The sequence below is a fragment of the Prochlorococcus sp. MIT2309 genome (assembly GCF_059772305.1).
Window position 1 is genome coordinate 1,541,235 of sequence record NZ_CM186282.1, and the last position, 20,918, is coordinate 1,562,152.

The window sequence follows — 20,918 nt, forward strand, 5'->3', positions numbered from 1 at the left end:
TTCATACCAGCAAAATTCCGGGAAGCAATTCCTAAAGGGAATGCGATTCAAATTAGTTATTCTTTATCTCCTGATAGCCAAGACCTTTTTCTTTTGCATAACGATTTGCAAATCGCATAAACCTCTCAAAACCTTGTTGATTCTTCCATATATATATGGCTTGTATTGCCGTATATTTTCCATTCTTTTTAGACACAGCAACATTTATTTCTGTAAGAGTAATTTCTCCTTCTTCGTCTACTAAATACATTCCATTAATTTCGTTGAACTTCTGAGATGTCAAAACAGATGGATGCAGAAAAGTAAAAATAGCTTGTCCTTTATTACTATTTTTGCTTTTCTCAAGTCTAATTTCAGGTACTACTGTTTCCTCTAAACCTTTAAAAAATTGAATGGAGGCTTTCCTCATTTGCTCACTCCTCTTTAACCATTATCGACAAACAAAAAATTGTTAGTTGTATTTTCTTGACAATAGGACGTATCAAAAAAAGGGGGGCTAATTGCCCCCTAGGGATCAACTGTCAACAATTCAATTCTGAATTAAGAATCCATTGCTGCAACGTCTTCACGAGCTTGCTTTTGCCTTTCTTCAAAAACAGAAGGCTTATAAGAAATAAACTTTCCATTTTTTGTAGCAGCCAGTTGAGCTTTGTGAAGCCTTTCTGCTTTTTTGATTCGCTCTTTAGTGAGTAAAAGGTTGTTCATAACCCTTATCTATAATGGAAATCCCGTTCCCTATTTCCATGTCATGCGTCCAGATATAGATCGGACGAACGTGCAAAAATCATACCAAAGGTAAAGCAAAAAGAAAACCAGGCACATTCAATGGATCAATAACCCTTGCTGATCAATAACTCATTGATTGGCTATTAGTAATCAAAACTTGATTGAAATAGAATAAAGAAATGAGGGCGAGAATATTAAGCCATCCACACACCATCCACTTTGATATTGGCAATCACTGTTTTTGCTCAAGCTGCTTGCGTCTTTAATCTCATTCCTTGCCAGGCAGGGAATCCAATTGCAGCCAATACTCCAGCAATAATTACAACCATCAGCAACTCAATCAACGTAAATCCTTCTTCCACTTTCTTCCTTAGAAGCTTTTTGATTAAAACCAGCTTGAACTTGTAGTCCATCTAAAAAACTAATGGTTTTTAATCACAAGGTTCTTTGGCCCAACTGACGTCACAGTAAACACCAGTACCAGAACCATAGTGACCTTTGTTCGTCCTATATCTCATGGCACCATTAACCGTTAATTCCCCTATTTCGCTCCAAGTAGCACTTTGGAGTTGAGGGTTTTCTCCTTCCTCGACTCCTCCTAAATTTAGGGTGTGGGGCTTATCAACAGTCTCATATCTAATCGTTTGACCTTCAGTAGGTTCAATAAACCAAGTAAAGCCATTTCCACAACAAGGCTGCGTCCCTTCCGCAACTAAATTGTTGTCAACATATAGTTTGATGTAATTACCATTTGCAACGTTCCCCTGAAATTGAACATTAACTGAACGAATCTCTTGTTTTTTACCTAAATCAAAGTCAATCGAGGCCATTCCGTCGCAAGTCCATACTGTATTTGGATTCCCGTCAGTAGCATGCTCCGCTTTTCCGGTATAACTAGTCCCAGCCCAGCTAGTTTCACAAGAAGCCTGTTTTACATTAGGTGAGAATTCTTCAAAGTTTTCTGCTGTCTCAGCTGCATAAGCTTTCCAATCAGTGATACCAGAAGCAACAGAAGATTGAGATTGACTTGCATTATTTTTACATTCAGGAAATAAATTATCGGTTGGATTGGAGTAACTACAACCTATAGTCCCATCTGCAAAATTATAAAAATAAGAAGGATATTCTCCTTGATTATCTGGGATCGCAGTAACCAATTCACTGCTTGACCCTCCTACACAACTATTGGAATTATCAGGTTGGAGTGAATATCCACGTGGTGTTAATGGTGTAAACGTTTGATCCATACCTAGATCGCGATTCATCTCACATTCACGTTTGATATTTCTCATTGCTGTTTCTGCTGCAAAGGCTCTTGTACGTCGGGTATAGCGATTAAACGACACCAATCCAATCTGAGACAAGATCGCCATGATTATGATCACAACGATTAACTCCACCAAAGTGAATCCTTCATCTTCCTTCCTAGATAGAAGATGGCTAAGAAATCGGTGTTGAGCTAGCTTCTTCAAGGCTGTAATGACCTAGATCGTCTACACCAAATTAAAACTTTTTATCCAGGGATGTCATCTTTGATGTTAAGCGTTACTCCAATCAAAGTGACTGCTTCTGAAAAATCAGAGCATCTCAATCACGATAAAAAAAAGATTGAGTCAAACAATTTCTAGCACTCAATGTTAGAAACATTTTTTCCTCTATTAGTTAAAGGTACAACTTTTGTTGAATTATTCTCATAGTTAATACAACCAGAGACACCATATAATGTGTCGAAATAAGGAATGGCTTTTATATTTTGAATAGATGATGATGATTGCTCAATTCGTATATTATAAAGTCCACTTGGACTATTCCATTGACTAGTTGATGGGTTGTCTCTACCCATGATTACAGGTGGATATGTTTTACAGATGTCCAAACCTTTATCACTAGCATCCCATTGGCAACCTACGACAGAAACATACTGGGAAAGATCCCCAGCATTTTGAACTCGGCGACTATTTTCCATATAAAAAAGTTGAGCAGCTTTTATGTAAGAGGCAATTAAAGTTGAGGCCTCCTGCTGTTTCGCTTTGTCTGAGGCCGAGTTGAAACTTGGGACTGCAATAGCTGAGAGGATCCCAATAATTACGACTACAACGATTAGCTCCACCAAAGTGAAGCCTTCCTCTTCTTCTCGTATTCGTTTCTTTAAAAGCTTCATATATTCATACTAGATTAATTAGTTAAATCCGACAGTCTTCTATGATAATTAAAGTAATAAGACCAAAAACTAAGGTTCAATCATAGTCTACGTTCTCAGTAAAGGTGGTGTTTGAGTGAGGTTTAAGTAAACTTTCGATCTCGACTTTTATTACTACCATTATCGCTTGTTTTTGTATATCAAGCTTTTTAATCTTTCCCTTGACCTGTTGGTAATGATATTTCCTCTAGGGAGTCAGTAGCTCGTGCATATTTGCCATAGAATATGACAGATAGCAATTAGCTGTTAGCACAGTTGGCAGCGTATTTACTGATTAATTTGGTTCGTGCTTCGATGTGGTTGTTTTGATACCGATAGAGAGATCCTTCGCCCTGTGTAAGCCGATAATAAATAGCCGGCCAAATTTTTTTGTAGCGACTATGGCAATTAGTATCAAGCGGCCTAGCTTGAATGATGATTTGCTTTATGAAGCTTCTTTCTGATCGAATCAGCCCTGTGCAGAAGGCTAACCGCTTCCTTCCTTCCAACAGCTTTATCGGCTTTGAGCATGATATCTACATACTCTTTATTTAATTGGCTTTTGGTCATAAATTACCTGTGGTTTAAATTTTTGAAGGGGCACATACTTTGATTGCTAGTAAATTAATTGACTAGCCAATATCACGTCTTTTCCCTAAGCGTTATCTTTAGGTTGATCTCTTAAGAGATTAAATTAATCTAACATAAATATTTTCAAGGTGCATTTCTTTATACATTCACTTTAGAGTTAAAGAACATTGTGTAAAGCCTCTCAAAATATTGCTGTACAAGTCTCACAAGATCCCTGCTATTTGATCTTATTGAGATTATGTATAAGAAATGTCGATCAAGATTTTGGTGGCTATTGTTTAGGAACATTCTTGATACGAATGCTTATAAACCCCCTGATAAAACTAGCCTTTGCCAATAAAGAGTTTGTATACAACCTTGGAGCATTTTCGTCGTATATGTACCAACTATTTTTCCTTTCTCATGGAATTCATATGCTTGTTTAATGAGAAAGTCCTCACTGGCCAACTGCTGGTTTTGCCGCTTTTACTCTTACTTCAATAATTCTTATGGCTCCATATAAGTGGGATAGAAAATGGATGAGAATTAAAAGCTTGGTTGGAATGACTACTTTTGGTAGGGTTCTTATAATTTATGCTCTTTGTGCTTTAGGAGCGTAATGAAATAAATAGGTCCTTCCAAAAGTATTAGCTGTGCGTCATACGAGAACTCGACATTTCTGAAATTTCGTTTAACTTAAATTCTGGATTTAATTGAGACATCAGATTGGACTTGGTAAAGTTACGATTTTGAATTAAAAATAAGAAAATTGATTTAGAAAAGAATAATCAGATTTTAAGCACTTAGGTTATTTTTAGCTGAGCATTCCCTGATAAAAAGAACCAGATTACCAAAAAGGGAATTAAAACGATTATCATTTTTACGGATTATATCTTCAAGTGTATGGCTGGCCATCTCATTAATTCCAGTCCAAGGGAATGCCTCAATACAAGGTCAATTTTAAAAAACTCTCTTATTGCAGTAGCATTTCTTTTATCTGGAACGACTCAAGACGTAAAAGCTAACCAGAGGGCCATAGTAGCAGTGGAGCCACTAGTTTGTGACTTGGTCAAGGCTATTGCTCCACCTCCAATGCCGATTAAATGTTTAATTGGTAGAAATGTAGACGTTCATGATGTCGTACTTACCCCTAGCCAGGCTAAAGATTTAGATAAAGCCAGTCAAGTTTTTACCCTTGGTCATGAGATGACCCCTGCAATGAAGAAATGGCAGAAAAAATCTAAAACTGTTGTAGTTGGTGTAAGTGCAATAGATATTGAAGAAGATCACGATAATCACTCATCTGCGAGGCACCATGATCATCATGACGACCACGATGATGAACCCTTAGCCCAAATTACAGCCAAAGGTCACGATCATCATAATCATGGCGAATTAGACCCTCATGTTTGGCATGATCCTTTGAACATAATCAAAATGGGTAATGTCATTTCTGCAAACATTAATAAGAACCTCTCATCCTTTGATGGAGAAACTAAAAAAATATTAAGAGATAGATCTAAATCAGTTAACGTCATTTTGGAAGATTTAAATCAATGGACTCAAAAACAAGTAGCCACAATTCCCTCTGATCAAAGGACTTTAGTTTCAAAACATAAATCTATGGAATACTTTGGGAAAGCGTTTGGCTTGAATACTATTAGCTTGCTAGATGTCCTTGGCAGCTCAGCCAGCCTTAGACCTCAAGCCATGACTACTGTGCTAAGGGAGCTAAGGGAAGGAAATGTGAAAGTCTTATTTCCCGAGCAAAAGCCTTCTTCAAAATTATTAAAAAACTTGAGTCGACAGACCTCTATTCCAATAGCACCAAATCAAATTTATGTTGATGGCTTAATGACTACTGGAAATACTATTTCTGTTGCTGTTCATAATACTTGTTCCATTGTGAATTCTTTGGGTGGTTCATGTAATAAGACGTCAGGTAGTCAAATTGGAAATAGGTGGGATTCGTTAACCAATCGTTGATTTTTATTTTGTATTTGGTTTGCATTGTTTTGAATTAGAGCTTTCATTGAGCTTTTCAATTTTAGATATATCGAAATCAGCTATATCCAGTCCGTATAGATCAGCGATTTTTGTCATGGCTAAACCTTCCGCCCCTGTCCAAGACTCTGCTAAAACTGCCCAAGTTTTTTGACTGAATTTAATGGCAAGTTTCTCATTGTTGTTCCTTTTTTTATCTATCTCTATTACTTTCTTTAACCCCTTTGGACTGAGATGACTTTTGATTCTTAAGAAAACAACCTCCAACATAGAGTAGTAGAACTTTTCCATTGCATTGTTGTAGGCCCATTTAGCATCTTTCTGAGCTTTTTTGGCATGTTCAACTGTGATTTCTTCGCACATTTGTTTTTCTTAGTTTGGATCTTTAATGAAAATATTGTGTGTATTTTACTCTTAAGGAATATCTTTTAGACTATCTAATCCATTTCAGCAATTACAGAATCAATTTTAATTGGCTTTTAATTAATCTCCAGTAGTGCTATTGGAGCTCAGGGCTATTGCAATGAGTTGGTGACGCGTGGATGGATTTAACTTCTCACCTATATTTCTTTATTGTACTTTAATCAAGTTCTGATAATAAATAGCCTACAAATAGTAACTAACGATAATTGGCCTTTTCTTGAACAGTAGTTTTTTATTGGTCATGGCAATATATTTCATAAATATTGTGAAAATGAACTTACCTTCGAGAACGGTAAAAACTCGGTGTATAGGCATTAAGACTCATTGCTATTTGGTGTTGATTGATACAAAAATGCATTTCCCTTCAGTAATGGAGAGAGAATAATGACAAGTCAAAAGCCTTTCCATACAACTCCTAATGGTGGCTCAATTGTTTGCATGCAAGGGTTGACTGGCAGAATGTTTAGAGCTTGCTCTTTAAATAAATGTACTTATACAGCAGATCTCCATGCTGCCAAAAACTTTTTAGATCGGCTTGAAAATAAAAAGGTTAAATTTCTTCCCTCAACAAGAACTAAAGACTCCATTCCAGCTCAGCGAAAAACAACCCTTAAGTGGAATGCTGATGGAAGTCTCTCATCTGTTGATATGGTTAGAATTTTAAGTCGCCTTGAGAAGGGAAGCCTCGCTAAGTGTGAATTATCCTGCGAGTGGGGATTTGGAAACGTTTAAAGACGCTATTGCTTTGATCAGAACGTTTAAATTCAATTCCATAGTCCTTTTATTCTTTTAATTAAACTTGCACTCATTTTGGTTGGGGAGTAAATATTATAAAGAAGTACTTATATTTTTTGCATTGTTCTTAGTTGATTAGAAATTATATAGAGTACGAGCTAGTTGGTATTAAAAAAGAGCTGGACTCAAAGAATTGCGTTGAAATAGGTCCTCCTTCTTCATGATTAAACTATCATTATTTTTCCCTACTCATTTAAGATAATAATGAGTTATGGATAGCTCTTTTTGATAAGGACTGTATATAAAGTTCCGTTCATAAATAATATTACTCTCAATCTATTTTTAAAATTTAACAATAATATGAACCCAAGAAATATATACAGTAAATATCATCTAAAACGGTTAAAAAAACTTTGAGCAGGTAGAACCGTACAGTTTAAATACTTTCGTGTAAGCACTATACATAAATTTCAAGAATGTGTTAGAAATAAATCAACCGAATAGGAGGATTATGAAACTTAGAACTCCTTTTACAGTTCTTCCAAACCCTTTGAGAGATCTTGACTATATTCATGACTTCTCTTATGAATTGCCTGAAGAAAAGCAAGACTTATTTTGGGAAGAGGAATGCAAACTTCATCCTACTAAATCTACTTGTAAGCTTTACGAAGTGTAGACAGAATTCTCTGCCGTTATTTAGGTGGTCTGCAGACAGAAGCCCGGCATGTGCATTCTGGGCAAACACTTAGAACTGATGCGCCTATTGATCATGCAGGAAAAGGAGAAAATTTTGCTCCTACTGATTTATTGGCGACTGCAGTAGGTACTTGTTTTATTACAGTGATGGGAATTACAGCAAAAGAAAAAGGTTTTAAATTAGGTGAAATAATAGTTGAAATTGAAAAGAAGATGACAACTCATGGCCCACGCAAGATTGAATCACTACTTTTACAAATTAAGATGCCAGATGGTTTAGAGCCTTATCAATTAAAGGTTCTTCAAAAGGCTACGAAGGACTGTCCTGTTTTGAGAAATCTAGATGAATCAATACAAATTAATGTTCAGTGGAACCTACCGAAATGTAAAAAAAATACTTCTCTAAACTTTGTTGCCACGAATGTGTTTAGGGAAACACCTCAAGTCACTTTTTTTGATGCTGGAGTCAAAGGCTCTAATAGCTCTGATGTAGTCATTCATCATGGAAGTGCAATCTCTCCTCCTAATGACGATGAAATTGAACAGTATTATGTGCATCATCATCAGGTTGACAACAATTTAGTCTTAGCAGGAAAGCGCACTTTCACTTTGCTCAATCCAGAATGGGAAGAGCCTCATCATGTAATTTTCCTTAATCAAAAAATGGGTGCTCTCCAAATACCCACTGGGACTTATCATCGATCAGTATCAGGAGAAGAGGGCAGTATTGTATTAAATCAAGCCTTTCGAGATAGCAATTTTGATCCAGCTAAGGAATTTAAGCCTGTTAGCTTGAGACATAGAACTGACTTGAAGAAGGCAAAAGCAGCTGATCCTGTCTTTTGGAGTTGGGAAGATGGACAAATCAGAAGATTGAAAGTCGGTGGTATTTCAACTGGCAAGCAAAAGATCAGGGTTTAGCTGTAATATTTAAACCTCTAAGGAAGTGGGATACTCCGAGGTGTTGATTCAATTTAAATTTAATTAAATAAAGTTAGTTATTGCAATGCGTGCATATCTGTTTCACCCCGAGCAAATGAATCAAGAAATTAGTTTTAGCTCCTATTCCTTTCACTTATTTGAGTAGTCGCCATATAAAACTCTGAGATAAAGAAACCTGTAAAGAAAGACTGAGAAAAGTTATCCAAAAAAGTAAAGCTTAATTCCGATGAGCGTGGAAAAGAAGTTTGTATGACAGAATTCCTCATAATTGCTATTCTCGCTTATACAAAGACCTCAAAAGTGACAAGACAGAAGTTTAAGCAAAGTTATTGGCGAGAGACTTTTTCAGAGCCATGATGAAAGTCCATGATTTTACTAAGAGTAATGTATTAAATATTGAAAATAATTCAAAGAGGACATTTAACGATAAATAATGAAAAACTTCTTATTCTTGTAAGTCAATTATTGAAGATACAACAGCAAAGATCTGCAAGAAAAATTATTGGGTAGAAATATCTTCAGTAGAGAAAAAGTGTATAGCGAAAGCATTCCCTTGGTGGTATGTTGATCAATTTGAGAAGCCAGTAAAATGATTTATAAAATCATCAGAGATGATGAAGAATCTGATGACATTACTAATCAATTATTTAACAGCTATGACGAGGCATATGATCTTTTAGAAGAAATATATTCTGATGTTTGTTGTTCTGATGCTGACTATGGAGATCGACCCTATTATGAAATTATTGAGGTAGAAGAATGAAATTTATAGAAAATCATAAGAAAATAATTGCTTGTTATCAAAAGAAGCTGGGCTTAAATAATTATTGATTGCTTTGGTTTGTCTTTTCAAGGGAGTCTTCGCTGCTCTATTTCTTAAAAGACTAAATCAGTACTAAATGTTTAATCAAGACGCTCTTTTAGAATATCTAGGGTCACCTGAGAGGATTAATAAAATCATTATAGGGATATCATAGCCGGAGTCATTCATGCAATTTTCATCGCCTATGGCGTTAGGAGAACTTATAGCACTCTAAAAAAAGAAAAGGACCGACTCATGATGCAACAAGAACAAATCGATAAATTATCACCAAAGAAGCAATCGCAAATATGTCTTTTAAGACTTATGAGAGGACATCCAGTTGCTTTATAAAGTTGTTTTGATTGAAGGAATATGATTAGATGTTCAATTACCGGACCTTAATTTGGCATTATAGGTACATGGCAATAGATCAACTAAAGGCTTTTCTTTCAGAGCTTCAAAAAAACAAAGATTTACTTAGTACCATAAGAGTTGCAGCCACAGCAAATGAAATTGCAGAAATAGCCTCTGAATTTGGCTATCAATTTTCAGGTGATGAATTAAAAGCTGCCTCAAAAGAGAATATTGCCGGTGTAAAAATTAAAAAACAAGATACTTCCCCCTCTTATAGTTTTGGTGAAAGTGGAATAGACCCTAATGAAAAAAATTATAAATAGTCTCTATCAATTGAGATATCAATGACTTTTGACATGTTAAAGTTAGATTTATCTAAAAATTCTTTATAAATTATATTAATTAATATGATGATAGAATTAGTTCTAATTCTAGTGGCGTTAAATCACTATTCTCAATACCCCAAAGCTCTCCTCTTTCAGAAGCCTCCACAATGGATTGGTAAAAGTCAGATGAAAATTGTGAGTTCATAATTACTTTACTCAAACAGAAACCGAATTAGCTATGTCAAATGCGCCTGATGCAATTATCAATGCAGGGATGCAAAAAAGAGACAAAAATTTAGCTACTGAGATGATGTTGGCAGAAGACATTGAAATTGAAGATATGAGGTGAAAAAAATCAAAGCTATGAGACAAATTTAATTGATTGAAATTCCTGCTGAGGTTCGGTTGAGGTAGGGCTAACCAGTTCGGGTGGTTTGAGCTTGTCTAATCCTTGAATACCTCTTATGGCCATTAGTTGATTTCAATAAGTCGAAATTTATTGCGCAAATCTCGCATAAGTTAATTTCACAAATTTCTATTAATATAGAATTTACCAAAAATTGTTATGCTAAAATCATGAATTTTCAATGATATTAAAATAGAATAAATATTATTTTAATGAAAAAACCTTTAAAGAAATAACAATATATTGTTAATGCTGAGAAAATTTTTCTATTTATTGATAGAACATTTCTTAATTGATGTTTTATAGGTAAAGTTCTACAGTGAATGCTTTCTTTGATGCGGTCTCAATAACGACACTCCTGTAAAAAGTAGCATTAGGGTAAATATGCCGATCAATGGTGAATATACGGACTGTAAATTAATAACTCCAAAATCCCCAGTGTGTAGCTTGATTAACCAAAAAGCATCGATACGAAACGTTAAAAGAATTGAATAGATCGATCCACTTATAATTGTTACTGAGAGTGGAATGACCAGAAAAAAAGCAATTCTCCTATGCCAAAAACGACTTATTAGTGGAGCCCTATGCATACTTATCTCTCTCTAAGCGCTTTGTGTAGCTCTTTCTCATTAGCACAGGGCATCCAATAGTCTCTATTCTTGTGAATACCCTGGCATTGCAATTCAGTTGAACGTTGACGAGCTTCATTTTGACTTTTGTAAATTCCTTTTGGGTGAGCTTGAGCAGGACAAGAAAGGGCAAGTATGAACGATGCAAATAGAAAAAAGCGCATAATAATTATTAGACCAAAATAGCGACAAGATTGCCACTGTTAAAGCCATAATCTAATTAATTAACTCTAATGTTTACTATAAAATTGTCTTGCAAGGGTAATGGGGTTAATTTTTTTGCTTGGGATTCCACCCTTTTATTTGGACACTCCAAAGTATGCAGGTTTTGAAATTTGATTGGAATTAATTTGTCTTAATGACTCTGAAGTGAGACTGTTTTTAATCTAGAAGTTTGGTGGAACCACGTAGCAAGTTAAATTCTCGCACCTATGTTTATACAACGTTTTTCAAGTTTGTCCCTTTGAATGGGAATACTCCTAAGAGTCCTTATGGGTCCCTGTTGAGTATCGCTTTGCCAGTGATATCTGTTAATTCTTGTTTTTCCAGCCGAACATCTCACCCATTTTACCGGTTATGGCGAAATATCCAATTGCGCCAATGAATAAACTCAAAGCAATCAGATTTGGTACGATTCCACCAATAATCTGAGCTTCTCCAAAAGTCAGAAACGTAATCACAACAAAAACCCTTGCCCAGTTATCAGCGAAGTTCATCTAACTATAATAAAGGTTTAAAGATGACTTAAAGATTTTAAGTAATTCGCATCATAGTATTTACTAGACTAAGTTATCACATCTAAATTCTGATCCTGATTAATAAACTCTCTGATGAAGTAAAGGCTTAATAGATATTTTTACTAAGAATTTTTATTAAACTTTCTTTCAGAGAAAGCATCAATCAATCCTTTAAATAATTGGCAGAGGAACATTGCTCCCTCTTATCCTTCAAATGCTGAAGCTTGTTTACTAATATTTGAAAAAGAGTTTTAATATAGCTATGAAAATCTTATTTTTTATTTCACTCAAATTCTTTATTAAATTATCATGGGAGAAGCAAAAAGAAGAAAAGAACTAGGTCTTCCTCCTAGACAAAAAAAAATAGATTTGCCTAAGCTTGATAAAGAATCTATTCAAAAAAAAGTGAGGTCCACATTATATAAATATCCAATTATTCCTTTTCTTTTTTATGGTGCTGCAATATTGAGTCTTTTTGGAGGTGTATTTTTTGCCCTAAAATTCTATAAATTGATATTATAAATGAATCTTCAGCTACTTCGTCAATAAAAGAAAATCATGATTATCAATAAAACTAATTTTACTTTTAGATTCACTTTTAGTAAAAAATATATAAAAATATTATGGAGAAATTTTAATAAGAGTAAGGATGCAAAGTTTGCCCCAATTTTTACTCTCTTAACTTTGAACTATTGACTCTTTTTTCAAAACTCATTTGCTTATTGTTGTTGGCCTACCTACAACCGATGAGACACCGACAAAAAGGACCGCTGGCTCTTTCCCAATGCTTTCGACTAGATGAGGAGAGCCATTATTACTTTCAATAAATGAATCACCTGCCCTGAAATAATTAATAATTTCATTTCTGGAATGTTTGAGTTTCCCTTGTTGTACATAAACAAGTAGCGGTGCAGGATGAACATGCAAGGGAGTTCTCACACCTACTGGAATCTTTACTTTTAAAAGTCTCAGCTCTGCTTGCTTCCATCTTGGGTAAGAAATTTTTTTACCGCTAAGTCCTTTTGATGATTGAATTAAAGGAATAACTTCAATCTTTTCAAATGAAATTGCGGACTTGAGTGCTAAGAAGGGACTTGACACTAATAGAGCCAAAAACAAAAGGGGCTTTAGTATATTCATGAGTGGTTTATTTTTCACCTTAGTATATTCTCTCTTACAATTTTTGTTGGTGTTGTTTCGCTTTCTAAATTCGGCTTATAAAAATTAGACTTATGGGTTCTATTTACTTACTAAAGTAACTTTCTATATATCTTTTGTAATTGCAAATAACTCTTAATTATTTCCTTGTAATCCATTCACAAAATAAACACTAATAACCTATCAATAAATCTGATTAATCATTTGAAGGACCTAATTTGTAATAATTAAGCAGCGCCCTATTGTTAAAAACATACAGATCAAAGCCAATGTAAAGGGTAAATCTTTTCGCCGCTTTTAAGACTATGAAAGACCACGGCAATTCCTAGTAAAATTAAAGAACCAGATAAGACAGGAATTAAAATAAAAATCGGTGATGCATTAAGCAGTACCCCAAGCAATGCAACTGCTCCTGCAGGTGGATGTAAGCAACGAAAGTATTGCCCCAGAGCAATAGATAATCCAACAGCCATACCACTTGCAAAGGGAGACGTTCCGAATAAATACACACAAAGAACAGCAGCGATTGCTCCAAGCAAGTTTCCCAAAATAAGATTTCTTGGCTGAGCCAAAGGACTATTAGGTACACCAAATAAAAGAACAGTAGAAGCTCCAAATGGGGCAACCAAAATAGAGTAATTTGATAGGTTGCTTAGTATTCCTAAGCAAAAAATGGCTATTAGGCCCCCTATAAAAGCCCTAAATGTTTGACATCTATGAAAACATGGTTGCAAATTTTCCCCATTCTTAACTTCTTTTTTTTTGAATTTGATCAAAGAAGATAAAAGACGACTCATTATTTTGATTAATAAAACAAATTGGAGGAGAATTTAGCAACTAGTTCATATCCCTTGTTATTACAACTACCCAATTCTTTTTTGACTAGTCGTTTATTTCTTTTGCCCTACTTAGGCTACTCATAACAAAGGCTTAGGTGGTTTTGACGAATTCCTTATGCTCATTTGACATATATCCCAGCCAGAGAAGTTTTTTGGTTTCATTTCTTTCTCGATCTGCTGGTATGGGTAAATTCTGTCGAATCTATTCAGCGAAGAAAATATTCTATCCCTTAGCTGTCACAAATAAATTTTGTGCATTATTTGTGTTCTTATAGTCATCAAGGGCCTTTTTAAGTATTTTTCTTTATGGGTTTTAGTAATTGATAGAAAATTAAACTCCCTAAAGAAATATAGATTAATTAATCTTATCTTATTGCTTCTTTTTTAATTGCCTTATTGATTACTAGTGAAATAAATAAAATTATAAAAGCAAAAAATATCGAGGAAGAAATGATTTTTATGAATAGTATTGTGGTCATTTTTATAGGATAATTTATTTCTATAATAAATCATATTCCATGCTCATTAATAATATGGTTCAAAAAAGTAAAAATCCTATTATTTTAATCACTTCAGATTTTGCCTAAGTTACTAGGTGATTGTGATAAATTTTACCTTTTCAGTAATAAAATCGTAAAAAGTATATAGAAAAAATAAATTCCATTAAGCATTGATTCGAAGCTCTTTATTGCTTTTAAAGTAATCCCCTTGGTGGAATAGATTAATTTGCCACACTTAGATGCGATAAATGATATCCGAGGGGAATCATTATTTACATATATCTATATAAGTATTTAGCCGAAAATAAATTTCAATTAATTTCTATTATTATTTTTCAAATTTTTTCTTTCGTCCATGTTACAAGTCATATCGATTCTTTTATTTTTTGGCTTAGGAATAGCGTTCTTTGCAGTATTTTCCAAAAACGATTTTGGGATAGAAAGTTTAAAAAATACAAGTACATCGAATGAAAAGGATAAATTGAATCAAGAAATCAATGAGATAAAGTTAGAAAAGGAAGAAACGGTTGCTGAGGAGAAAAAATTAGAAGAGGTAGAAGCCGTTGTTGCTGAGGAGAAAAAATTAGAAGAGGTAGAAGCCGTTGTTGCTGAGGAGAAAAAGTTAGAAGAGGTAGAAGCCGTTGTTGCTAAGGGGGAAAAGCTAGAAGAGGTTGAAACGGTTGCTGAGGAGGAGAATTTAAAAGAGGGACATACAGCTACCGAAGACAAAAAGATAGTTATGGATGATGATTCAACTCAAGAGAAAAAGACGTCTGATAGTAATTAATATGGATTAATTTTATTGAGAGTGCCAGGTTGCATTTTGTGATTCTTTCCAAAAATTCCTTTTATGTAGTCGATTTTCCTCAAAATCAAAAAGAATTTTTCAAATTAATGATGATGCTAAATCGACTGAAACTTTTGCAGATGAACATCCTACATTCTTAATATTCTTTTGTTACCATATATCAACGTTCATCCTTCTAATATTTGGACGCATGACATGGAAATAGGGAACGGGATTTCCATTAACCTCAAAGGTCATGAATCACTTACCTCTTATCAAAGAAAAAATTAAAAGAAAAGAAAGACTTCATCAAGCGCAAATTTTAGCCACAATAAATGGGCGTAAAATCTCTTACAAACTCTCTGTTTTTGAAAAAAGACAAAAAAAAGCGCGTAAAATTCTCTCTTTATCAGTTAATTGATTTTAGATTTTTCTATCAGTCAATCAGGGATGCTTTTTCAGCTTGCAAATCTTACGGCAAGATCCACTCTCATGAATGTTTCCTAATGAGGTGTTTTTACTCTTGGAGCTAATCGATTAATCAATTAAGAATAGATTAGGAGTCCAAGCTCGGTAGGAAAAAAATAAGAGCTGGACTCAAAGGGGGACAATTGCAACACGTCCCCCTTTTAAATTGAGATTTAATGATGGAGAATAATTTCATTAATATTACCAACCATTGTTTGTCAGAAAGAACCCCATATTTATGAGATAAATTTACTTGTCTTTCTACGTACTCTTTTGAAAACTATTATTGAATCTTAAAAATTTTGCTTCGATAACCTTATTTTTCAATGACTTATACGGTTAAGCGCCCATCATATGAGCTCGGACTGTCGAAATAGTTCTTAAATTATATTTTTAACCTGAGAGTACAAGGTAAAATGGCTCAACGAATCAACTTTGCATTAAATTCAATTCCTTCGGGAAGTAGAGAGCTTTTCGAATTCATTTTCTTTTGCGCTGTGGGCTACACGTTTGGAAGTATGGGCCTCATATGACATCAGTCAAGAATACTATTAACACTGAATCTTTCAAGAAATTGCTGCCTTATTTTATAATTGGTAAGCTATCTATATTCTTTATTTTTATAGTCTATATGATGCTAATTTAACCTATTGCAAACTTTTTTCGCCATCAGTATTGACTATCTTTGAAGATCTAATTATCAAAAGTTTTTTTGATTTAAAGTCTCAAATGAATATAGATAATTTGTTGAGCTGCTATGAATTTAATATATAAATATGGTTCTCTCTACCTTGACCCCTCACATTTGTTGGAATTTTTAGGTTATATTATTAATTTATATCTCAATAAAATGACCTCAAGTAAAAAGCCAAATAACTGGTCAGAGTGGAATAATGCAAAACACTTCACTGATTACTCAAGAGATTCAAAGTTTGGTAAGACAGTTGGCTTTGGAATAGCTGCAATGCTAATTGTTCCAGCAAGTTTTCTTATTTACATGATGTTTATTTGAAAATCAACGATGTTATCAGAAATTAATTAATCCAAAAAAATTTGATTTTTTATCTGTTATTCATTTTACTTCTTGGTAAAATGTGTAAGCTATAAAAACATTTTAAAATTATCTGTAAATTAACTTCTGATTTATCGCACAAAATTATTTAATCGAGCAATATATTCGACGAACGTATCTATTCAACCAAGCAATGAATCGGTATATTTTTCATTGCTTTATTAGCTGATTTGATTGCAGTGATATCTTTTAGTCAATATGATAAATACTTACAGCAGCTAGATAGTGGAGGAAAGTAAGAGAGAAAAACAAAGTAAAGAATTTAAAACGTACAAGCTCTAAGTCATTCTTGAGCAAAAGCTCACTCAAAGTGCCGATATCTAAAAAATAGGTCATTATCATAAAAACAGCATTAGCTATGAAACCCGAACGATCGCAAGGTGTTATTTCAATAAAGGATGAAAAAGCTAATACTGTAAAAGACTTCAAAATTGATAATTGCTTTTTAGAGAGTGAAATTTTGCTGCCTCAGCATGATCGTCTTTTAAGACCTCAATGGTTCAAAGGAAGTCGAGATAGAGGGTTACGAGGAGATATCTCAGCTTAAAGAAATCTCAGCATGATTGAAATTATTAGGAAACTTTTTTATAAAGATTCCATTACTAATAGTCAATAGATAGATTTGAAAGTAAATATTTATAAAACTTGTTTTTAGATATATTAGTGTAGTATCAACCGTTTAGATTAATCCCAACTCTTTGTTGGAGTTGAGGTGGCGCAATTTTCTAATCCCCAAATCTTTAGATATGAATATACAGTAGCCTCAAAAGTAAAGAGTTCTAGATGGCAAAATCTTCCTCTAATATTCTTATTAAATCAACTTAACCGAAACTTCTTGAACGTGAACTGTTAGAAATGAATTAAACCTATCTGTGAAATTTAAAGGTATGAAAATAATGCTTTTAAAGCCTTATTTTCATATTAAGTTGCTAACTAATAAGGCAATTAGTCATATCCTCTAGGGTCTTTTTAAATGGTATGGGCTCCCAATTATAAATTTTTATTGTTTCAGATATATCTGCATCGTAGCAACCTCTTTTGACCATAGAGGCGGTACTTCGCATGTCTTTATTAAACATGGCTAAGGAGTTAATTACTTGATTAGGGATTAAAGTACTAGGTGATTTTTTAAATCCAAGCTCCCTTAATATTTTGGATATTTCTAAGAACTGAATACCTTTTGCTGAAGTCACAATGATTCTTTTACCATCACTTTCCATAGTCTTTAATGATTTAACATGTAATTTGGCTACATCTCTAACATCGACAACAGTAAAGTAAATGTCCGGTAAAGCAGGGAATTTACCGGTAATCATTTTCTTGATCAGACTTGCAGATATTCCTTCCATATCACTACTGAGCAGTGGACCAAATACCATCCCAGGATGGATTGTTGTCATAGAAAATGAATTTATAGAATTATTTTTAATGAAATCCCATGCAGCTCTTTCAGCTATTGTTTTACTTTTTATGTATGCCCCAACATTATTAGAAATATCAGTCCAATCACTATAATCGCAAACTCTTTTTTTATGACCATAAGCAATGGAACCCATTGATGCAGTTAAAACTACTTTTTTAATTTGAGTTTTATTCGCAGCTTCTAAGGCTCTTAAAGTGCCTTCAAGAGCAGGTTCTATAAGTTCTTTTTCATTTTTTGGCTCTTCAATTTTACATGGAGAAGCAACATGGAGCAGATAATGACAATCAGAGGCGGCTTCTTCCCAACCTTTATCTTCTAGGAGATTTAATTCACAAAACTCTAGCTTTTGATGATCAAATTCTGAGCCTAACGCTTCTCTTACTTCATCCTCGCGGCTTAGATCTCTCAGAGATCCTTTAACCTTGTATCCCTCTTTAAATAATTCTGAAATGCAATGTAATGCGATATATCCAGAGGCTCCAGTTACGAGAACTTTTTCATTGAAATTTTCCATAAATTTATAATATCAGTAAAAACTTTTAATTGTGATCCTTTAAAATCAATTTATTCTTTGATCTATTTTCAATTTCTATATGAATTTCTGGTTAAATAAATTATTTGAGTTCTTTATTACAACTGTAAATCTTCAAAATTATATGTTGAGTTTTTATCTTTAGCTTTAGAAGTAGGATGAATTTGAATTTTTCTTCTGATTATTTAAGTTATTTATCTAAAGATCTTTTCTAAGAAGTGGTTTGATTATTTGGGGCTAATTAATTTAGACTTTAAGTTTGATCTCATATCAATTTGTTGTCGGTTATGATCATTTCCTCTTAATATGACTTTTCGTTCCACAATAAATGCTTTAAGTTGACATAATCTACTTTTAGCATATTTAAGTGCAGAAACCAACTAAGAACCAAATTCTTGCTTCATCAAGTGGATGGGTAGCAACCTTTCTGAATTTTTTACCAGGGCTGGGTGCGGGTTACCTTTATCAAAGGCGGTGGATTCCGTATTTCGCTACAGGTGGAGTAGCTACAGCATGGTTTGTTCTAGGCGCAATTACTAATGGAGTTTCCGAAACTACAAACTCAGATCAATTAATTGGAATCGGGGGATTATTCTTAATATCGATTATAACAATGATTGAGGCAAAATTGGCTCATGTTAAAGCTGTAGCAGCAGAATTGGAGTCTTAAATTAATACCCATCAAAAAGTGAAATAATCAAATATTTATTTTCATAGCCGCTTTATCGAACTACTTAAGTGCAACAAATTGATTTGCCTTACTAATAATCTGATTTAAGATTTCAGAGTTAAAATATTTTAGTATCAACGTTTAATCTGATCAATTTACGGTGATTCCTATTCAATTAATTTACCCTTCAAATTATCTTGTTTTTTAGTTTGATTAACAACTTCCTTAAGATTATTGTCTAAAGGAGGAATTCCTTTTTTTGAGATAATCAGATCGAGACTATCTTTATCCAGATTTACTTTAATATTGTACATATCTGAAGTATTTAATTCAGGGAAATCACTTCTTTGATGAGCTCCTCTGCTTTCTTCTCTATGTAATGCTGATAAGATTGTTGATTGTGCAGAAATTAAAGATGATTCTAAGTCAAAAACTTCAACCAGATCAGAGCAACTTTGAGAATCGATTCTTACATCAACTTCATCAATAATATTTTTTATTGCAAGAATTTTCTCTAACCCTTCATTGAGGAGTTTTTCTTCTTTTATAACTCCACAATATTTCCACATTACATTGCTTAATTGATGTTGTAATGGCTTCACTAATTCTTTACCGCTTTTAATCCTCTTATTGATATTTTGATGAGCTATTTCAATTGCTTGAGGAGATCTTATTTGAGCATTCAGCTGGTTTGAGTAATTCACACTCGCTAGCCCTGCCCTTTTTCCAAATATTAAAATTTCAGCAAGTGAATTACCACCCAACCGATTGGCACCGTGTAACCCCCCAGCAACCTCTCCAGCGGCATAAAGACCTTTTATTGAAGTGCGATGCTTTAAAGGGTCGACAACAATCCCACCCATTGAGTAATGAGCAGTAGGGGCCACTTCCATGGGTTCCTTTGAGATGTCAAGCATTTGAGCATCTATGAATTGTCTATAAATACTTGGTATTTTTTGCATTATAAACTCCTTACTTTTATGACTTATGTCTAAATAAACCCCACCATTTTTTGTCCCTCGACCTTCGCTTATCTCTTTGTAATTGGCTATTGCAACAATATCTCTAGTTGATAACTCCATTCTTTCTCCATCATATTTAGCCATAAATCTTTCACCTTGATTATTTAAAAGTCTTCCACCTTCTCCTCGAACAGCCTCCGTCACTAACGTGCCCGCAATTTCTTCGGGGTATAGCATTCCAGATGGATGGAATTGAACCATTTCCATATCTGTTAATTGACAACCTGAATTCAACGCCAAGAGCAATCCATCACCGGTATTTTCATATTTCCTGGAGGAGCTTCGTTTCCATATTCTTGTGTGACCACCTGTACACAAGATCACAGCATCGGCCAAGTGAACTGTTCTTTCTGCTGTTGTGATATTGAATGACATAGCTCCAAAGCAAATGTCATCTTTTGTAAGTAATTCCGTAACGTATTGATTATCTTGTATGGGAATATTTAATAACTCTGCCTTCTTGAGGAGTGTTCTCAGAATTGAAAGGCCTGTATAATCACCTGAATAACAAGTTCTTCTATACGTATGCGCTCCAAAGAATCTTTGATCCAATCTACCGTCAGTTAATTTTGCAAAATTTGCACCCCATTTGTCTATTTCAGTAACAAGAGAGGGAGATTCTTTTGCCATTATTTCGATTTGATGAGGATCTCCAATGCCATATCCCTCTAAGAAGGTATCTGCAAAATGTTGTTCCCAAGAGTCTTTGGGATCTAAATTTCCGAAAGCTGCGTTAACTCCTCCTGCTGCAAGAACAGTATGTGAATCAGTCTTGGGTCTTTTGCCCAAAACTAAAACTTCAAGTCCAGATAATTTGACCTCTATTGCTGCTCTTAATCCTGCACCACCGCAACCAATTACAAGAACATTGGAGATTTGAGTAGTGTGATTATTAATAGTCATTTTAGATTTGTGATA

General features: G+C 34.1%; 27 protein-coding genes. 12 read left to right on the forward strand and 15 right to left on the reverse strand.

Annotated features, from left to right (window positions below; all coding sequences use genetic code 11):
* Positions 1 to 52: 52 nt before the first annotated feature.
* The 6 genes from psb28 to AC6EJA_RS08360 form a co-directional block, all read right to left on the reverse strand.
* Positions 53 to 409: a photosystem II reaction center protein Psb28 gene (psb28, locus tag AC6EJA_RS08335; protein ID WP_498502192.1), complete on the reverse strand. Its 357-nt coding sequence runs from the start codon at positions 407 to 409 to the stop codon at positions 53 to 55.
* 131 nt (positions 410 to 540) lie between these two features.
* Positions 541 to 705: a hypothetical protein gene (locus tag AC6EJA_RS08340; RefSeq protein ID WP_498502193.1), complete on the reverse strand. Its 165-nt coding sequence runs from the start codon at positions 703 to 705 to the stop codon at positions 541 to 543.
* A gap of 266 nt (positions 706 to 971) precedes the next feature.
* The gene (locus AC6EJA_RS08345) at positions 972 to 1,088 is read right to left on the reverse strand and encodes a type IV pilin protein (RefSeq protein WP_498502194.1); all 117 of its coding nucleotides are present in this window, start codon (positions 1,086 to 1,088) and stop codon (positions 972 to 974) included.
* A gap of 69 nt (positions 1,089 to 1,157) precedes the next feature.
* Positions 1,158 to 2,198, reverse strand: coding sequence for a discoidin domain-containing protein (locus AC6EJA_RS08350; RefSeq protein ID WP_498502195.1), 1,041 nt, complete (start codon positions 2,196 to 2,198; stop codon positions 1,158 to 1,160).
* A 152-nt stretch (positions 2,199 to 2,350) separates the two neighbouring features.
* Entirely contained in the window at positions 2,351 to 2,887 is a 537-nt protein-coding gene (locus tag AC6EJA_RS08355) for a prepilin-type N-terminal cleavage/methylation domain-containing protein (RefSeq protein WP_498502196.1), read from the reverse strand.
* Positions 2,888 to 3,328: 441 nt separating this feature from the next.
* Positions 3,329 to 3,475 carry a hypothetical protein gene (locus tag AC6EJA_RS08360; RefSeq protein WP_498502197.1) on the reverse strand — a complete coding sequence of 49 codons (147 nt, stop codon included), beginning with the start codon at positions 3,473 to 3,475 and terminating at the stop codon, positions 3,329 to 3,331.
* 903 nt (positions 3,476 to 4,378) lie between these two features.
* Between AC6EJA_RS08360 and AC6EJA_RS08365 the strand changes: the two genes are divergently transcribed.
* Entirely contained in the window at positions 4,379 to 5,461 is a 1,083-nt protein-coding gene (locus AC6EJA_RS08365) for a metal ABC transporter substrate-binding protein (RefSeq protein ID WP_498502198.1), read from the forward strand.
* Positions 5,462 to 5,464: 3 nt separating this feature from the next.
* Here the strand turns inward: AC6EJA_RS08365 and AC6EJA_RS08370 are convergent, their stop codons facing one another.
* Positions 5,465 to 5,842: a hypothetical protein gene (locus tag AC6EJA_RS08370; protein ID WP_498502199.1), complete on the reverse strand. Its 378-nt coding sequence runs from the start codon at positions 5,840 to 5,842 to the stop codon at positions 5,465 to 5,467.
* A 444-nt stretch (positions 5,843 to 6,286) separates the two neighbouring features.
* On the opposite strand from AC6EJA_RS08370, the gene AC6EJA_RS08375 reads away from it, so the two are divergent.
* The 5 genes from AC6EJA_RS08375 (at position 6,287) to AC6EJA_RS08395 (ending at position 9,754) form a co-directional block, all read left to right on the forward strand.
* On the forward strand, positions 6,287 to 6,634 hold the full coding sequence (locus AC6EJA_RS08375) for a hypothetical protein (protein ID WP_498502200.1): 348 nt from the start codon (positions 6,287 to 6,289) through the stop codon (positions 6,632 to 6,634).
* A 514-nt stretch (positions 6,635 to 7,148) separates the two neighbouring features.
* The gene (locus AC6EJA_RS08380) at positions 7,149 to 7,313 is read left to right on the forward strand and encodes a hypothetical protein (RefSeq protein ID WP_498502201.1); all 165 of its coding nucleotides are present in this window, start codon (positions 7,149 to 7,151) and stop codon (positions 7,311 to 7,313) included.
* Between the two features lie 50 nt (positions 7,314 to 7,363).
* Positions 7,364 to 8,254 carry an OsmC family protein gene (locus AC6EJA_RS08385; protein ID WP_498502202.1) on the forward strand — a complete coding sequence of 297 codons (891 nt, stop codon included), beginning with the start codon at positions 7,364 to 7,366 and terminating at the stop codon, positions 8,252 to 8,254.
* A 610-nt stretch (positions 8,255 to 8,864) separates the two neighbouring features.
* Positions 8,865 to 9,038: a hypothetical protein gene (locus tag AC6EJA_RS08390; RefSeq protein WP_498502203.1), complete on the forward strand. Its 174-nt coding sequence runs from the start codon at positions 8,865 to 8,867 to the stop codon at positions 9,036 to 9,038.
* A gap of 458 nt (positions 9,039 to 9,496) precedes the next feature.
* Positions 9,497 to 9,754: a Nif11-like leader peptide family natural product precursor gene (locus tag AC6EJA_RS08395; RefSeq protein WP_498502204.1), complete on the forward strand. Its 258-nt coding sequence runs from the start codon at positions 9,497 to 9,499 to the stop codon at positions 9,752 to 9,754.
* Positions 9,755 to 9,833: 79 nt separating this feature from the next.
* Here the strand turns inward: AC6EJA_RS08395 and AC6EJA_RS08400 are convergent, their stop codons facing one another.
* The 4 genes from AC6EJA_RS08400 to AC6EJA_RS08415 form a co-directional block, all read right to left on the reverse strand.
* Positions 9,834 to 9,962: a hypothetical protein gene (locus AC6EJA_RS08400; RefSeq protein WP_498502205.1), complete on the reverse strand. Its 129-nt coding sequence runs from the start codon at positions 9,960 to 9,962 to the stop codon at positions 9,834 to 9,836.
* A gap of 515 nt (positions 9,963 to 10,477) precedes the next feature.
* The gene (locus AC6EJA_RS08405) at positions 10,478 to 10,753 is read right to left on the reverse strand and encodes a hypothetical protein (protein WP_498502206.1); all 276 of its coding nucleotides are present in this window, start codon (positions 10,751 to 10,753) and stop codon (positions 10,478 to 10,480) included.
* A gap of 2 nt (positions 10,754 to 10,755) precedes the next feature.
* Entirely contained in the window at positions 10,756 to 10,956 is a 201-nt protein-coding gene (locus tag AC6EJA_RS08410; RefSeq protein ID WP_498502207.1) for a DUF3721 domain-containing protein, read from the reverse strand.
* Positions 10,957 to 11,322: 366 nt separating this feature from the next.
* Positions 11,323 to 11,508, reverse strand: coding sequence for a hypothetical protein (locus AC6EJA_RS08415; protein ID WP_498502208.1), 186 nt, complete (start codon positions 11,506 to 11,508; stop codon positions 11,323 to 11,325).
* Between the two features lie 330 nt (positions 11,509 to 11,838).
* On the opposite strand from AC6EJA_RS08415, the gene AC6EJA_RS08420 reads away from it, so the two are divergent.
* Positions 11,839 to 12,051, forward strand: coding sequence for a hypothetical protein (locus AC6EJA_RS08420; RefSeq protein WP_498502209.1), 213 nt, complete (start codon positions 11,839 to 11,841; stop codon positions 12,049 to 12,051).
* 189 nt (positions 12,052 to 12,240) lie between these two features.
* Here AC6EJA_RS08420 and AC6EJA_RS08425 read toward each other — a convergent pair whose 3' ends face one another.
* Positions 12,241 to 12,669 carry a cupin domain-containing protein gene (locus tag AC6EJA_RS08425; protein ID WP_498502210.1) on the reverse strand — a complete coding sequence of 143 codons (429 nt, stop codon included), beginning with the start codon at positions 12,667 to 12,669 and terminating at the stop codon, positions 12,241 to 12,243.
* A 278-nt stretch (positions 12,670 to 12,947) separates the two neighbouring features.
* Positions 12,948 to 13,463, reverse strand: a complete 516-nt coding sequence (locus AC6EJA_RS08430; protein ID WP_498502211.1) for an HPP family protein — start codon at positions 13,461 to 13,463, stop codon at positions 12,948 to 12,950.
* A gap of 918 nt (positions 13,464 to 14,381) precedes the next feature.
* On the opposite strand from AC6EJA_RS08430, the gene AC6EJA_RS08435 reads away from it, so the two are divergent.
* The 4 genes from AC6EJA_RS08435 to AC6EJA_RS08450 all read left to right on the forward strand — a co-directional run bounded on the left by AC6EJA_RS08435 (position 14,382) and on the right by AC6EJA_RS08450 (position 16,900).
* The gene (locus AC6EJA_RS08435; RefSeq protein ID WP_498502212.1) at positions 14,382 to 14,813 is read left to right on the forward strand and encodes a hypothetical protein; all 432 of its coding nucleotides are present in this window, start codon (positions 14,382 to 14,384) and stop codon (positions 14,811 to 14,813) included.
* Between the two features lie 256 nt (positions 14,814 to 15,069).
* A complete protein-coding gene (locus AC6EJA_RS08440; RefSeq protein ID WP_498502213.1) occupies positions 15,070 to 15,234 on the forward strand; it encodes a hypothetical protein in 165 nt (54 codons plus the stop codon).
* Positions 15,235 to 16,131: 897 nt separating this feature from the next.
* Positions 16,132 to 16,293 carry a hypothetical protein gene (locus AC6EJA_RS08445; protein ID WP_498502214.1) on the forward strand — a complete coding sequence of 54 codons (162 nt, stop codon included), beginning with the start codon at positions 16,132 to 16,134 and terminating at the stop codon, positions 16,291 to 16,293.
* A 418-nt stretch (positions 16,294 to 16,711) separates the two neighbouring features.
* On the forward strand, positions 16,712 to 16,900 hold the full coding sequence (locus AC6EJA_RS08450; protein WP_498502215.1) for a hypothetical protein: 189 nt from the start codon (positions 16,712 to 16,714) through the stop codon (positions 16,898 to 16,900).
* Between the two features lie 382 nt (positions 16,901 to 17,282).
* Here AC6EJA_RS08450 and AC6EJA_RS08455 read toward each other — a convergent pair whose 3' ends face one another.
* Complete coding sequence (locus tag AC6EJA_RS08455) at positions 17,283 to 18,290, reverse strand: SDR family oxidoreductase (protein WP_498502216.1); 1,008 nt, start codon at positions 18,288 to 18,290, stop codon at positions 17,283 to 17,285.
* A gap of 385 nt (positions 18,291 to 18,675) precedes the next feature.
* On the opposite strand from AC6EJA_RS08455, the gene AC6EJA_RS08460 reads away from it, so the two are divergent.
* A complete protein-coding gene (locus tag AC6EJA_RS08460) occupies positions 18,676 to 18,978 on the forward strand; it encodes a DUF8646 family protein (RefSeq protein ID WP_498502217.1) in 303 nt (100 codons plus the stop codon).
* Positions 18,979 to 19,145: 167 nt separating this feature from the next.
* On the opposite strand, the gene AC6EJA_RS08465 is transcribed toward AC6EJA_RS08460, so the two are convergent.
* Entirely contained in the window at positions 19,146 to 20,903 is a 1,758-nt protein-coding gene (locus tag AC6EJA_RS08465) for an FAD-dependent oxidoreductase (protein ID WP_498502218.1), read from the reverse strand.
* Positions 20,904 to 20,918 lie beyond the last annotated feature (15 nt).

Excerpts from the sequence above, each read along its gene's own strand:
- AC6EJA_RS08445 (WP_498502214.1), top strand. The coding sequence starts at position 16,132 with ATGACCTCAAGTAAAAAGCCAAATAACTGGTCAGAGTGGAATAATGCA.
- AC6EJA_RS08415 (WP_498502208.1), bottom strand. The coding sequence starts at position 11,508 with ATGAACTTCGCTGATAACTGGGCAAGGGTTTTTGTTGTGATTACGTTT.
- AC6EJA_RS08375 (WP_498502200.1), top strand. The coding sequence starts at position 6,287 with ATGACAAGTCAAAAGCCTTTCCATACAACTCCTAATGGTGGCTCAATT.
- AC6EJA_RS08355 (WP_498502196.1), bottom strand. The coding sequence starts at position 2,887 with ATGAAGCTTTTAAAGAAACGAATACGAGAAGAAGAGGAAGGCTTCACT.
- AC6EJA_RS08410 (WP_498502207.1), bottom strand. The coding sequence starts at position 10,956 with ATGCGCTTTTTTCTATTTGCATCGTTCATACTTGCCCTTTCTTGTCCT.
- AC6EJA_RS08370 (WP_498502199.1), bottom strand. The coding sequence starts at position 5,842 with ATGTGCGAAGAAATCACAGTTGAACATGCCAAAAAAGCTCAGAAAGAT.
- AC6EJA_RS08425 (WP_498502210.1), bottom strand. The coding sequence starts at position 12,669 with ATGAATATACTAAAGCCCCTTTTGTTTTTGGCTCTATTAGTGTCAAGT.
- AC6EJA_RS08400 (WP_498502205.1), bottom strand. The coding sequence starts at position 9,962 with ATGAACTCACAATTTTCATCTGACTTTTACCAATCCATTGTGGAGGCT.
- AC6EJA_RS08440 (WP_498502213.1), top strand. The coding sequence starts at position 15,070 with ATGAATCACTTACCTCTTATCAAAGAAAAAATTAAAAGAAAAGAAAGA.
- AC6EJA_RS08420 (WP_498502209.1), top strand. The coding sequence starts at position 11,839 with ATGGGAGAAGCAAAAAGAAGAAAAGAACTAGGTCTTCCTCCTAGACAA.
- AC6EJA_RS08380 (WP_498502201.1), top strand. The coding sequence starts at position 7,149 with ATGAAACTTAGAACTCCTTTTACAGTTCTTCCAAACCCTTTGAGAGAT.
- AC6EJA_RS08455 (WP_498502216.1), bottom strand. The coding sequence starts at position 18,290 with ATGGAAAATTTCAATGAAAAAGTTCTCGTAACTGGAGCCTCTGGATAT.
- AC6EJA_RS08360 (WP_498502197.1), bottom strand. The coding sequence starts at position 3,475 with ATGACCAAAAGCCAATTAAATAAAGAGTATGTAGATATCATGCTCAAA.
- AC6EJA_RS08340 (WP_498502193.1), bottom strand. The coding sequence starts at position 705 with ATGAACAACCTTTTACTCACTAAAGAGCGAATCAAAAAAGCAGAAAGG.
- AC6EJA_RS08435 (WP_498502212.1), top strand. The coding sequence starts at position 14,382 with ATGTTACAAGTCATATCGATTCTTTTATTTTTTGGCTTAGGAATAGCG.
- AC6EJA_RS08395 (WP_498502204.1), top strand. The coding sequence starts at position 9,497 with ATGGCAATAGATCAACTAAAGGCTTTTCTTTCAGAGCTTCAAAAAAAC.
- AC6EJA_RS08390 (WP_498502203.1), top strand. The coding sequence starts at position 8,865 with ATGATTTATAAAATCATCAGAGATGATGAAGAATCTGATGACATTACT.
- AC6EJA_RS08365 (WP_498502198.1), top strand. The coding sequence starts at position 4,379 with ATGGCTGGCCATCTCATTAATTCCAGTCCAAGGGAATGCCTCAATACA.
- AC6EJA_RS08450 (WP_498502215.1), top strand. The coding sequence starts at position 16,712 with ATGAAACCCGAACGATCGCAAGGTGTTATTTCAATAAAGGATGAAAAA.
- AC6EJA_RS08405 (WP_498502206.1), bottom strand. The coding sequence starts at position 10,753 with ATGCATAGGGCTCCACTAATAAGTCGTTTTTGGCATAGGAGAATTGCT.
- AC6EJA_RS08465 (WP_498502218.1), bottom strand. The coding sequence starts at position 20,903 with ATGACTATTAATAATCACACTACTCAAATCTCCAATGTTCTTGTAATT.
- psb28 (WP_498502192.1), bottom strand. The coding sequence starts at position 409 with ATGAGGAAAGCCTCCATTCAATTTTTTAAAGGTTTAGAGGAAACAGTA.